Source organism: Photobacterium makurazakiensis (genome assembly GCF_050336715.1).
Classification (GTDB): domain Bacteria; phylum Pseudomonadota; class Gammaproteobacteria; order Enterobacterales; family Vibrionaceae; genus Photobacterium; species Photobacterium makurazakiensis.
The window spans coordinates 26246-39023 of sequence record NZ_JAKJSJ010000023.1; the positions used below are offsets into that span (position 1 = coordinate 26246).

Annotated in this window: 8 protein-coding genes and 7 tRNA genes; 4 read left to right on the forward strand and 11 right to left on the reverse strand. The window is 44.7% G+C overall.

Annotated features, from left to right (window positions below; translation table 11 throughout):
• Positions 1 to 8: 8 nt before the first annotated feature.
• Positions 9 to 770 carry a DeoR/GlpR family DNA-binding transcription regulator gene (locus tag L4D09_RS11495; RefSeq protein ID WP_428457715.1) on the forward strand — a complete coding sequence of 254 codons (762 nt, stop codon included), beginning with the start codon at positions 9 to 11 and terminating at the stop codon, positions 768 to 770.
• A gap of 152 nt (positions 771 to 922) precedes the next feature.
• Here the strand turns inward: L4D09_RS11495 and L4D09_RS11500 are convergent, their stop codons facing one another.
• The 3 genes from L4D09_RS11500 to L4D09_RS11510 all read right to left on the reverse strand — a co-directional run bounded on the left by L4D09_RS11500 (position 923) and on the right by L4D09_RS11510 (position 4114).
• Positions 923 to 1885 (reverse strand): DHH family phosphoesterase, encoded by a 963-nt coding sequence (locus L4D09_RS11500; protein ID WP_428457655.1) that lies wholly within the window; start codon positions 1883 to 1885, stop codon positions 923 to 925.
• A gap of 252 nt (positions 1886 to 2137) precedes the next feature.
• Positions 2138 to 2941, reverse strand: coding sequence for a MetQ/NlpA family ABC transporter substrate-binding protein (locus L4D09_RS11505; protein WP_428457656.1), 804 nt, complete (start codon positions 2939 to 2941; stop codon positions 2138 to 2140).
• Between the two features lie 273 nt (positions 2942 to 3214).
• Entirely contained in the window at positions 3215 to 4114 is a 900-nt protein-coding gene (locus tag L4D09_RS11510) for a LysR family transcriptional regulator (RefSeq protein WP_428457657.1), read from the reverse strand.
• 173 nt (positions 4115 to 4287) lie between these two features.
• On the opposite strand from L4D09_RS11510, the gene L4D09_RS11515 reads away from it, so the two are divergent.
• The 3 genes from L4D09_RS11515 (at position 4288) to L4D09_RS11525 (ending at position 10090) form a co-directional block, all read left to right on the forward strand.
• Entirely contained in the window at positions 4288 to 5979 is a 1692-nt protein-coding gene (locus L4D09_RS11515; RefSeq protein ID WP_428457658.1) for an L-lactate permease, read from the forward strand.
• A 33-nt stretch (positions 5980 to 6012) separates the two neighbouring features.
• A complete protein-coding gene (gene lldD / locus L4D09_RS11520) occupies positions 6013 to 7152 on the forward strand; it encodes an FMN-dependent L-lactate dehydrogenase LldD (RefSeq protein ID WP_428457659.1) in 1140 nt (379 codons plus the stop codon).
• A 97-nt stretch (positions 7153 to 7249) separates the two neighbouring features.
• Positions 7250 to 10090, forward strand: coding sequence for an FAD-binding and (Fe-S)-binding domain-containing protein (locus tag L4D09_RS11525; RefSeq protein WP_428457660.1), 2841 nt, complete (start codon positions 7250 to 7252; stop codon positions 10088 to 10090).
• A gap of 237 nt (positions 10091 to 10327) precedes the next feature.
• On the opposite strand, the gene L4D09_RS11530 is transcribed toward L4D09_RS11525, so the two are convergent.
• From L4D09_RS11530 to nspC, 8 genes are all read right to left on the reverse strand, one after another.
• Positions 10328 to 10414: transfer RNA gene (locus tag L4D09_RS11530), tRNA-Leu, on the reverse strand.
• A gap of 78 nt (positions 10415 to 10492) precedes the next feature.
• Positions 10493 to 10568 (reverse strand) — tRNA-Gly (locus L4D09_RS11535).
• 21 nt (positions 10569 to 10589) lie between these two features.
• A tRNA-Cys gene (locus L4D09_RS11540) sits at positions 10590 to 10663 on the reverse strand.
• Between the two features lie 42 nt (positions 10664 to 10705).
• Positions 10706 to 10781: transfer RNA gene (locus tag L4D09_RS11545), tRNA-Gly, on the reverse strand.
• Between the two features lie 43 nt (positions 10782 to 10824).
• Positions 10825 to 10911: transfer RNA gene (locus L4D09_RS11550), tRNA-Leu, on the reverse strand.
• Between the two features lie 204 nt (positions 10912 to 11115).
• Positions 11116 to 11191 (reverse strand) — tRNA-Gly (locus tag L4D09_RS11555).
• A gap of 22 nt (positions 11192 to 11213) precedes the next feature.
• Positions 11214 to 11287: transfer RNA gene (locus tag L4D09_RS11560), tRNA-Cys, on the reverse strand.
• A 191-nt stretch (positions 11288 to 11478) separates the two neighbouring features.
• Positions 11479 to 12618, reverse strand: coding sequence for a carboxynorspermidine decarboxylase (gene nspC / locus L4D09_RS11565; protein ID WP_428457661.1), 1140 nt, complete (start codon positions 12616 to 12618; stop codon positions 11479 to 11481).
• Positions 12619 to 12778: the final 160 nt, after the last annotated feature.

Sequence of the window (12778 nt, forward strand, 5' to 3'; positions counted from 1 at the left end):
AAGTAATCATTATGGTTTTATCATCGCGTCAAAAAGACATTCTTACTTATCTAAATGAGATTAATGGCGTGCTCTCAAGCTCAATGTTATCCAACAAGTTTGATGTCTCGGTACAAACAATTCGTAAAGACATGAATGAACTCAGTGACAAAGGGATGGTGAAACGAGTACACGGTGGCATTACTCTGCCAAGTGCTAATGATAACCTCTCTTTTACTAACCGAGAGATGCTCAATTTTTCAGCAAAAGTAAAGATTGCACAACGGGTCGTTCAGGATATACCAAAAGGTGCGAGTATATTTCTGGGTATTGGAACCACGCCTAAGCAAGTTGCTCATGCGTTATTAGATCATCCGGAACTGACAGTAGTTACTAATAATATCAATGCAGCCCTTATATTAAGTAAAAACCCTAATATTAAGATCCATCTTGCAGGAGGCTTACTTCGGTCTTCCGATGAAGACACAGTTGGTGAATCAACAACCCAGTTTTACCGCCAATTCAATATAATGATTGGTATATTTGGCATTGGTGGCTTAAGTGAAAATGGTCAATTACTCGACTTTACACCTGAAGAAGCCTGCCTGACACGAACAATTATCGAGCAAAGCAAAGAGTGCTGGCTAGTCGCAGATAAAACAACATTAGGACGTTATGCCCCCATCGTGAGTGGGAAGTTAAGTGAAATACAGCGTGTTTTTGTCGATGAATTTACACCCGAAATACAAACATTGAGTCAAGGTTATAAGCTTTCAGTCACAAGTACTTAGTTTAATTTCCTACGGCTAAATGCTTTCAGGTTGATAAAAATCATACGGTACCTATCACCCCATGGAAGCGAATAACAATAAAGTGGTCACTTAACTCCAAATTATTCTGAATACCCATTAGCCTTGATTAGGCATTATACATCCGAGATTTTTCATGTATAACGACTTGAAAGGATATGGATAAACCGAGACCTATCTTCAAGGGCTAGTGCATTGATTCCAGCTGCCGCTTTACGTCCACCACCAGTCTTAAACTGGGTACAAACTTCATCAGCCCCTTCGCGGTTATTCAATGGCGCTCTAACACTAACAGTATAATCTTCCTGATTTGCATTTAACGTTAGCACCGCATGCACTTTGTCGGGTTGCTGATTTGCTAATTCATTACTGAAAACACCACTTATTCGTCTTGCCCACGCTTCACAGGGCAATTCAAATACTCGGCTAATATCGTCATCATGAATAGCAGTTAATGCTGCTATATTTTTATAATCTTGCTCGTAGCCTTCTTTTAACAAGTAATACGGAGAACTTTGATCTTCACGTAAATCAAATGGGTTCTCATATTTCATTAGTGCAGTATAAAGCTCAGCGGGCGGAATATGTAAGTCAAATAGCGATGCACCATAACCGTTATAGTTGATTAATGTGCCAAGCTCTTTCAAAAATTCTATGTCTGCTTCAGCTAAATTTTGTTTTTTAGCCAATGCCAAAGCCGATGTGTACAGATTGTCTCCGAAAGCTGCAGCGATCGCCCAATGTACAAACTGACCGTTTAATTTATCATTAATTAATAAACTGGTACAAACCTCTGCATCTAAATTAATTAATGCTTCAAGGTTACTGCTACTCGGTATTACTCCAGAGCGGTGATGATCACAATAAAACACCTCAACACCTTGCGTTAATAAGTGCTCTAATTCTGGTAAATTCTTTTCCATCGAAATGTCTAACACTGTCGCAGACGTTGCATTGCCTTTCGCTACCACTTGCTGTAGCAGTTTAATGTCTCGTTTTACACCAGTGATCAACATACTTTGCTTGGGGTCAGCTAAGCGTAATTGTAGCAATGCAATAATGCCATCGGCATCACCATTAAAAATATCGTAATGCATACTCTTCCTAAGTTTGTATAAAGTCCAAAGTAACTTGGTAGCATAAGGCTAAATATAATACAGATCGTTATCTTATCAACCAATTATTACCCGTAACGCGAATATTAGACACTTAACTAATCGGGGGTGCTTTAGAATCTTGATATTTACGTGTGGATTATCGTCTTTACGTGAAAAGGGAGGACTCTAATACAATAAAACCCCAAATTTAGTTATCATTCGGGGCTTTATTTACATCAAGAAAAATCAGACTTAACTTGCTGGCTCAATCGTGCCATTAAAGGCTTCTTGCATAAATTCAGCTATCGGCTGAGAATGAAAAATGCTAACCACTTTTTGATAGTCGCTGTTATCTTTCTCGTCTTCCCGAGCAGCAATCACCATCACCGCTAATGGTGCATCTTTTGCTTCTAAAAACAAACCTTGTTTCTGTGGGTTTAGCCCAGCAGACATTACATAGTTCATGGTGATAGCGGCGGCATCAACGTCATCAAGACTCCTTGGCAATTGAGCAGCCTCTACTTCGACGAATTTCAACCCTTTTGGGTTATCAATAATATCATTCAGGCTTGCTGTAAAACCTACATCAGGTTTCAAGGTGATCAGCTTTGCTTCTTCGAGAAGCAGCAACCCTCTCCCACCATTCGTTGGATCATTGGGTATGGCAATTTGTGCGTTGTCAGGAAGATCGGCTAGAGAGCTATATTTATTAGAGTAAACCCCCATGCGCATAAGTATTGACTCACCAATAGAGACTAGATTGGCATTGTTCCCGTTATTGTAGTTTTCTAAAAAAGGTAAATGCTGATAGCTATTAAGGTTAAGACTTCCATCGGCCAAAGCCGCGTTTGGAGTGATATAATCTGAGAATTCAATAACCTCAATGTTCACGCCTTGTTTTTTCGCCTCTATCGCTACAGCCTCAACAACTTGAGCGTGCGGCCCTGATGTAGCTCCTATTTTGATAATCGAATCATCCTTTTGACCACAAGCCGCTAAGCTCACACAGGCGATTATAGATAGAATCCATCGTTTCATCTTGGCATGTTCCTTCATGACTAATCCTTTAATAAACAGATACAGCTTTAGACACCCATTACTTTAGACATCTATACGTCCATAATATACAGAGTGTATTACAATTCAAGTACTTCTACCGTAAGGCATAGGACTTAAAGGAATTATTTATTCCCAAAGTGAATATATGCCAATGCAAAAGCTGAACTTAAATAACATTTTTATAGATAAAGGCTTCTGAAAATAAAGCGTGAGCTTTGAGACACGAGAGCCAAGTCCCCCTGAAACTCACAATAGTAAAGTTATAAGTAACTAAAAGTAATGAGAAATCGTCAAATATCTTGTTTTGATATGCTCAATCAATAACTTTACTTTCTTAGGCGGCTGACGCGTAAATGGGTAAACAGCATAAATACCGAGTTTTTTTCCAACCAATTCAGGGAAAATATCCACCAGCTGACCATTACGAAAATCATGATATACCAAACAACGGGGAACATAGGCAATCCCATGCCCGCCAAGCGCGGCTTTTCGCAATGCAGTCGCATTATCAGTAGTGAAACTACCTGACACCCTAACTATATAATTACCTTCATCACCTTTGAACTCCCAGTCAGTAGCACCTGTAGTCTGGTAGGCATATTGAAAACAATTATGTTGTGTTAAATCCTGAGGGTTTAGCGGTTTACCATTACGGGCAATATAAGAAGGGGAAGCGCATACCACCCATTGAGAATCAAGAATATGACGGGCAATCAAGCTGGAATCTTCCAGATAGCCTGTACGTATAACCAAATCATAACCGCCATCAACCAAGTCGACAAAGCGGTTATCGAGTGACATATCTACTGTTAGGCCGGGGTGCATATTACAGAACTCCGCAACTGCATCAGCCAAGATCAGATCACCCGAAATACTCGGAACCGACATTTTTATATGGCCGCTAACACTTTCGCCAAAACCTGAAACTGCATCCATAGCCTCTTGAGCCGCTTGCTTCACATTTTTGGCGCCATGCGTAAGAGCTTTGCCTGCTTCCGTCAAAGTTAATTTACGCGTTGTTCGATACAATAACTGAACGCCAATTTCCTCTTCTAGCCTCGCAATTCGCTTGCTAACTACTGAGTTTGTAAGGTTATTCTGCTCAGCAACCTTACTAAAGCTGCCTAACTCAACGACCTGGGAAAATAAAATTAAATCATCTGCACGCATTCTATTATGTCACTTTTGGAATTAATCATTTTCATTATTTCCCTATATTAATAAAAATGAAAGGGGTAAATTCACACCCCGTTAACACAGAGATCACAAACATAATAATTACAATGCATCACCTACCCCTTTCAAACGGATAAATGAAATAATACCTGTACGAGGATGTACCAATGAGTGAAACATTACTGGCCTTAGTGGCTTTCTCTCCAATTGTGGTGGCAGCGATACTGCTGGTCGGTCTCAATTGGCCTGCAAAAAGAGCTATGCCTGTCGCCTTTGGCCTTACCGTTGTTATCGCACTAACGTTTTGGGATATGGCTGCTAATCGTGTATTAGCATCTGTCTTCCAAGGGCTTGGTATTACGGTATCCGTGCTTTGGATTGTGTTCGGCGCAATCTTCCTGCTCAACACACTAAAACACACTGGTGCGATAGCCACTATTCGCAACGGGTTTACCAATATCTCGCCTGATCGCCGTGTCCAAGCCATCATCATTGCATGGTGCTTCGGCTCGTTTATCGAAGGCGCTTCAGGCTTTGGTACCCCAGCCGCTATCGCTGCCCCGCTGCTGGTTGCTATCGGATTTCCTGCCCTTGCTGCTGTATTGATGGGGATGATGATCCAATCAACACCGGTATCATTCGGTGCGGTGGGTACGCCAATTATAGTTGGTGTCAACAAAGGGCTAGATACCCATAATATTACCGAAACCTTAATCGCAAACGGCTCAACTTGGGAGGCTTACCTTCAGCAAATTACATCAAGTGTTGCGCTGATCCACGCATCGGTTGGGACAATGATCCCTGTACTGATGGCAATGATGCTGACCCGCTTCTTCGGTAAAAACAAAAGCTGGACTGAAGGGCTTGATATTGTGCCATTCGCACTATTTGCCGGTGTCTCTTTTACTATTCCTTATGCATTAACCGGTGTTTTCCTAGGTGCAGAGTTCCCATCACTGATTGGTGGGCTGGTTGGCTTAGCCGTTGTTGTTTCAGCAGCCAAGCGTGGTTTCCTAGTACCTAAATCAACTTGGGACTTCGAGTCAGAAGATAAGTGGCCAGCAGAATGGCTTGGTTCACTGAAGATCAACCTTGATGAAAATAAGACTAAACCAATGAGCATGGCACTCGCTTGGGCACCTTATGTCTTGCTTGCTGTGATTCTGGTCGCCAGTCGTGTTAGCGCAGACTTCAAAGGGATGCTGGTTAGCGTAAGCCTTTCTTTCACCAATATTCTGGGTGAAACAGGCATCAGTACTGCAATTCAGCCACTGTACCTACCTGGAGGCATTCTAGTATTCGTTGCCCTGCTAGCTGTTCTTCTTCAATCTCGCAGTGTTGCGCCACTTGCTAAAGCCTTTGGTGAGTCGAGCAAAACGCTGATTGGTGCTGGTTTTGTACTCGTGTTCACCATTCCTATGGTACGTATCTTCATCAACTCAGGAGTGAACAGTGCCGATCTTGCCAGCATGCCTGTAACAACCGCAAATTTTGCTGCTGGCCTTGTGGGTGATGCTTTCCCTGCGCTAAGCGCAACAGTTGGTGCTCTTGGTGCTTTCATCGCTGGCTCAAACACAGTATCGAACATGATGTTCAGCCAATTCCAATTTGAAGTGGCGCAGACGTTGACGATATCGAGCGCAGTGGTCGTCGCCCTTCAAGCTGTTGGTGCCGCAGCCGGTAACATGATTGCTATTCACAACGTGGTTGCCGCATCAGCGACTGTCGGTTTGCTGGGGCGTGAGGGTGCAACGCTACGTAAAACAATTATCCCAACATTCTATTACTTAGTAATGACAGGCGTAATTGGCTTGGTGGTGATATATGGCTTCCAGATTACAGACGCACTCATGAAGTAAGCCCCAGATTAACTTCTTACTAGGATTAGATTTATGATTATCTCAGCCTCAACAGATTACCGCGCGGCCGCTAAGTCGAAGCTACCGCCGTTTCTTTTTCACTATATTGATGGTGGCTCGTACAACGAACATACTTTGGATCGCAATACCGACGATCTAGCAAGTATCGCCCTGCGCCAGCGTGTACTAAACAACATGTCTGAGCTAAGTCTTGAGAGCGAGCTTTTCGGTGAAAAAATGGCATTGCCTATCGCATTGGCGCCTGTTGGACTAACAGGAATGTATGCTCGACGTGGTGAGGTTCAAGCAGCCCAAGCGGCAGCAAAAAAAGGTATCCCATTCACTATGTCAACGGTCTCTGTTTGCCCAATAGAAGAAGTGGCACCAGCAATCGATCGCCCGATGTGGTTCCAGCTTTACGTGCTCAAAGATCGTGGCTTTATGAAAAACGTACTAGAGCGCGCCAAGGCCGCAGGGGTAACAACTCTGGTCTTTACTGTCGATATGCCAGTACCGGGTGCTCGATACCGTGACATGCGCTCTGGAATGAGCGGTCCGAATGCCGCATTTCGTCGTGTTTTCCAATCAATGCGCCACCCAAGTTGGGCGTTAGATGTCGGTCTTTTGGGCAAACCTCACGATCTTGGCAATATTTCCACCTATAGGGGTTCACCAACCAAGTTAGAAGATTATATTGGGTGGTTAGGAGAAAACTTCGATCCTTCAATCAGCTGGAAAGATCTAGAGTGGATCCGTGAGTTCTGGGATGGCCCAATGATCATCAAGGGGATTCTTGATGAAGAAGATGCTAAAGATGCAGTCCGCTTTGGTGCCGATGGTATTGTTGTATCAAACCACGGTGGCCGCCAGCTCGACGGAGTGTTATCTACAGCAAGGGCGCTACCGAACATTGCTGATGCCGTAAAAGGCGACTTGAAGATCCTAGTCGATTCAGGCATCCGTACAGGTCTCGATGTGGTACGTATGCTGGCACTCGGTGCTGACTGCACCCTACTCGGCCGATCTTTCGTCTACGCACTCGCTGCACAGGGTGGCAAAGGCGTTGAGAACCTGCTCGATCTGTATGAAAAGGAAATGCGAGTTGCCATGACACTTACTGGTGCAAAAACGATTTCTGACTTATCCCATGAGTCGCTAGTAAAAATGGGTTAAGCAAACATAAAGGATACCGCAGGCGATCAAACAACATCACTAATACAATAATTATCCTCAGTGATATCGCCTGCGGCTCAACAAAAGGAAGCAATTGATGGCAAACGCAATTACCAATGCCACGTATCAACAACTGGAAGGTATCCTTGCTGAGCGTATCGAAAAAGAGCGCATCATCACCCAAGAAGCCAAACGCCTAGCCTACGGCACCGACGCGAGTTTTTATCGCTTGGTGCCGAAAATCGTTCTACGCCTTAGGGATTTGGATGAAGTCATTTTTGCCATCCAATGCTGTCGTGAACTGAGTGTTCACTTTACCTTCCGCGCTGCAGGCACCAGTTTGTCTGGTCAGGCAGTGTCAGATTCGGTGCTTATCACCCTCACCGACGATTGGCGTGGGCATCAGATTACCGATGACGGCCATAAAATCACTCTCCAACCCGGTGTAATTGGTGCTGATGCCAACAAATACCTTGCGCCATTTCAGCGTAAAATCGGCCCAGATCCGGCCTCAATCAATACATGTAAAATTGGTGGTATTGCAGCCAACAACGCCAGCGGTATGTGCTGTGGTACAGCGCAGAATTCTTACCGTACCGTCGACAGCATGAAAATAGTGTTTAGCGATGGTTCACTGCTTGATACTGCCAGCAGCGAGAGTATCGCGGCATTCAAAACAACTCGCCCTGAATTGCTACAAGGTATTCAGGCACTTTGCCAAGAAACAGCCGAGAACACTGCGCTTACCGAGCGTATTCATCATAAATACCGCCTGAAAAACACCACTGGTTATGCTCTTAATGCCTTAGTTGACTATCAAAACCCAATAGAAGTACTCGAGCACTTAATGATTGGCTCTGAAGGTACTTTGGGGTTTATTGCCGAAATTACCTACAACACGGTGATTGAACACCAACATAAAGCCTCTGCCCTGTTGGTGTTTGCCGATATCGAAGAAGCCAGTAAAGCGGTCACAACACTATCAAAAACACCAGTAGCTGCCGTCGAACTCATGGATGGCAGAGCTATGCGCTCCGTCGCCGATAAACCCGGCATGCCCGAATTTATCAAATCGCTAGATCTTGAAGCGGCAGCACTGCTGGTTGAGTCTCACGCGAGTTCCCAAGCAGACATAGACAATCAATGCATTCAGATTATGGATTCACTGTCGGGTTACACCATTACTGAGTCGGTACCTTTTACTTCGAATCCTGCTACTGTTGCCACCCTTTGGGGGATCCGAAAAGGCATGTTCCCTGCCGTTGGGGCAGTACGTGAGGTGGGCACCACAGTGATCATTGAAGATGTTGCCTTTCCGGTTGAAAACTTGGCAAATGGCGTTCGCGACCTGCAAGCATTGTTCGATAAATACCAATATAGCGAAGCCATCATTTTCGGCCATGCACTAGAAGGTAACTTACACTTTGTCTTTACCCAAGGCTTTGAATCACAGACTGAAATAGAGCGCTACGGCGGCTTTATGGATGATGTAGCCGAGTTGGTAGCCGTTAAGTATCAAGGCTCATTAAAAGCCGAGCATGGCACAGGCCGAAATATGGCGCCTTATGTTGAACTGGAATGGGGTAAAGACGGCTATGCCTTGATGCAAAAGATCAAGGCACTATTCGACCCTGAAAGCCTACTTAATCCGGGGGTGATCATTAATGACAACCCCAATTCACACATTGAGCATCTTAAGCCAATGCCTGCGGCAGATGAATTAGTTGATCGCTGTATTGAATGCGGCTTTTGTGAACCGGTCTGTCCTTCTCGTACCCTCACCTTATCGCCACGCCAGCGTATTGTGCTATATCGTGAATTACAACGTCGTCGTGCGGCTGGAGAAAATGTTGAAGCGACCGAGCTAGAAAAAATATTTGAATACCAAGGACTCGACACCTGCGCGGCAACCGGGCTTTGTGCCGATCGCTGCCCTGTCGGTATTAATACTGGCGACTTAGTAAAACAGCTGCGCACAGCGAAATACCAAAAGTTCACTCCGATAGCCAAATGGACTGCCGATCACTTTTCGAGCACAATGGCACTGGCTAGAACCGGGCTCAAAGCCAACCAGTTAGCCGTTAAAGCGCTAGGTGGGAACTTCGTTGGCAAGGTGACTAATGGCGTACGTAACCTAACGAAAGGTTCTACACCACTATGGATACCAGAATTGCCGCAAGCTAACTCACAAGATCTCAGTGATGCGGCAGCCTATCAGCCTCGGCAGTTGAGAAAAGTTGTGTATATGCCATCCTGCGCGAGCCGTAATATGGGCCAGCAAGCCAATGCTACCGATCAGCGCCCACTAACAGAAGTCACACTATCTTTGCTTGAAAAAGCGGGATATGAAGTCATTATACCCGAAGCACTTAAAGCACAATGCTGTGGGATGCCCTATGACAGCAAAGGTATGAATGACATAGCTAAAAACAAAGCACAACAGCTAGAAGCTGCTTTATGGCAAGCGTCAGAGCAAGGTCGGTATCCTGTTTTAATCGATACTAGCCCCTGTGCCAAGCGCAGTATTGAGCAATTTGCTCAGCCCCTTGATATATACGAACCAACAGGGTTTGTAAGTAAATACCTGTTAGAACATTTATCTATCTCTCCTGTTGATGAAACCGTTATGCTGCACATCACCTGTAGCTCTCGCCGCATGGGGCTAGAAAACGATATGCTAAAACTTGCTAACCAATGTGTATCCGAAGTGATTGTACCGGAGCATATTCAATGTTGTGGTTGGGCGGGTGACAAAGGTTTTACCACGCCAGAGCTGAATGCGGCGGCTGTGCACCCACTAAAGGCTCAAGTACCTGAGCACTGCCTACGGGGTTTTAGTAACAGCCGAACCTGTGAAATTGGACTATCACATCATAGCGGTGTTCCATACCAGTCGATCCTCTATCTGGTCGACGAAGTCTCTCAGCCTATTACCTAAAGCAATAGCCTAGAATTATACCAATCTGGATAAGTAATTGATCTAAGTATTACGCAGGAAAAATTGCTGTTATCAAGGCAGAGATTGCAGTAACTAGCGGTTCTAATTACAAAATATCTAACGTAGAGAATAGCGGTTTTAACCAGTAAGACTGATCAAGTACTTATGTGGGTTGGTATTAGTGGCGAATAGAAACAAAAAAGCCTCAGCATTTCTGCTGAGGCTTTTCTATGTAGATGGTGCCCCGGGCCGGACTTGAACCGGCACAACGCGAACGTCGAGGGATTTTAAATCCCTTGTGTCTACCAATTCCACCACCAGGGCACGCAATTTCTCGCGATGCGCTAACTGAAAAGTTAAACACCATCTGTGTCTTACCGCTATTGCCGTAAGATTTTAATTTGGAGCGATACATCGGGTTCGAACCGATGACCTCAACCTTGGCAAGGTTGCGCTCTACCAGCTGAGCTAGTGTCGCTTTATCATTCTCAATCGAGAATGGAGGCGCGTCCCGGAGTCGAACCGAGGTCCACGGATTTGCAATCCGCTGCATAGCCACTCTGCCAACGCGCCATTTTTACTTTTCTTCTAACTCTAAAAAGAGTTTAGATAATTTGGAGCGACACACGAGGTTCGAACTCGTGACCTCAACCTTGGCAAGGTTGCGCTCTACCAGCTGAGCTAGTGTCGCATGCTAAAAGTTTCTATTCAGAAAATCTTAGACTTAAAATAGATGGTGCCCCGGGCCGGACTTGAACCGGCACAGCGCGAACGCCGAGGGATTTTAAATCCCTTGTGTCTACCAATTCCACCACCAGGGCACGCAATTTCTCGCGATGCGCTAACTGAAAAGTTAAACACCATCTGTATCTTACTGCTACATGAGCAATGAGATTTTAATTTGTAGCGACACACGAGGTTCCCGATCTTCGAGTAGCTAGGCGTGACCTCAACCTTGTTAAGGTATCGTCTACCAGCTTTGCCTGTGTTTCACTTACTCACCACTTACGCAATGAGATTCAATTTGGAGCGACACACGAGGTTCGAACTCGTGACCTCAACCTTGGCAAGGTTGCGCTCTACCAGCTGAGCTAGTGTCGCTTTTTTCATTCTCAATCGAGAATGGAGGCGCGTCCCGGAGTCGAACCGAGGTCCACGGATTTGCAATCCGCTGCATAGCCACTCTGCCAACGCGCCATTTTTACCACCTCAGTAAGGTCTCCCCCGCTGCGGTATGTGGTGTAATTTACTGATTTTACGCGGCGAGTCAACGAAAAAAACAATAAAAAATATCAAACGGTCAATTTCCATCACATCAACACAAAATAACACCAATGAGTGGCGAACATATCACCACTCATTGATTTTATTGAATTTTGAACGCTGTATTAACTCACTGACCATTGTGACAACGAACGCTTAAAATCGTCGTAGCCAAACTCATTTAAACGCTGGACTTCACCCGTACTACGCTCACAATAAATCGATGGCATCTTCAAACCATTAAACCAATTCAGCTTCACCATGGTATAGCCTGCACTGTCTAAAATATGCAGACGCTGGCCGATCTCCAATGGCTGTTCAAATTGAGTAACGCAAAATTGATCACCGGCAAGACAAGAGCACGAACCAATGATGTACTCATGTTCACCGTTATCTGCAGCTTCTGCTATTGATGCCGGTTCATTGTAAATCAACGTATCTAATCGGTGTGCTTCAGTCGCTGAATCAACAATGGCGGTTTTCATACCGTTTTCTACCACATCAACGACAGTCACCACTAAATCCGTTGTTTTCGTGATGATTGCTTCACCCGGCTCTAGGTAAAGTTGTACACCGTGTTTTTGTGAAAAAGCCTTCAAGGCAACCGCTAGTTTTTCAATGTCATAACCCGGCCATGTGAAGAACACACCGCCACCTAGGCTCACCCACTCTAGCTTATTTAGATAATCACCGAACTGCGTAGAGATCGAATCGAGGAGACCAATGAACGCATCGGCATCTTTATTCTCACAGTTCATGTGGAACATCACGCCGTTGATTGAGTCGAATACCTCAGGGTTAATATGATCTGCTTGCACACCAAGACGAGAGAACTGGCGTGCAGGGTTTGCTAGATCTTGCCCTGCATAGCTAACTCCAGGGTTTAAACGTAAACCAATTGATGATTTACCTTCAACAAGATGGCGATGAGCGGCTAACTGGGTTTGAGAGTTAAAAATTAACTTATCACAGATATCAGCCACTTCTTTTACGTCATCGGCGCTGTAACCCACGCTGTAGGCATGTGTTTCGCCCCCGAATGTTTCGTAGCCCAGTTTCACTTCATTTGGGCCGCTGCTTGTGGTGCCATCTAAATATGGCTTAATGATGTCAAAGACACCCCAAGTCGAGAAACACTTCAGAGCCAACACTAGCTTCACGCCAGATAGCTCTTTCAACAGCTTCGCTTTCTCAAGATTTGCTACCAACTTATCTTCATTGATCATGAAGTAAGGGGTTTTTAATTCTTCTTTTTTAAATGTCATTTTTTCTCACACACTCAAGTTGTGTCTGTAAGGATGTTGGATTCAATATTTCCCTATTTTGTAACTCACTGCGTTCAGACAGGACAAAACAGGAAAATATCGACTCTCAACAGTCCCTCATTCCGATCGACAGAACAACCGAATTAAGAGTTTCACCAAG

Excerpts from the sequence above, each read along its gene's own strand:
- lldD (WP_428457659.1), top strand. The coding sequence starts at position 6,013 with ATGATTATCTCAGCCTCAACAGATTACCGCGCGGCCGCTAAGTCGAAG.
- L4D09_RS11500 (WP_428457655.1), bottom strand. The coding sequence starts at position 1,885 with ATGCATTACGATATTTTTAATGGTGATGCCGATGGCATTATTGCATTG.
- L4D09_RS11505 (WP_428457656.1), bottom strand. The coding sequence starts at position 2,941 with ATGAAGGAACATGCCAAGATGAAACGATGGATTCTATCTATAATCGCC.
- L4D09_RS11525 (WP_428457660.1), top strand. The coding sequence starts at position 7,250 with ATGGCAAACGCAATTACCAATGCCACGTATCAACAACTGGAAGGTATC.
- L4D09_RS11515 (WP_428457658.1), top strand. The coding sequence starts at position 4,288 with ATGAGTGAAACATTACTGGCCTTAGTGGCTTTCTCTCCAATTGTGGTG.
- nspC (WP_428457661.1), bottom strand. The coding sequence starts at position 12,618 with ATGACATTTAAAAAAGAAGAATTAAAAACCCCTTACTTCATGATCAAT.
- L4D09_RS11510 (WP_428457657.1), bottom strand. The coding sequence starts at position 4,114 with ATGCGTGCAGATGATTTAATTTTATTTTCCCAGGTCGTTGAGTTAGGC.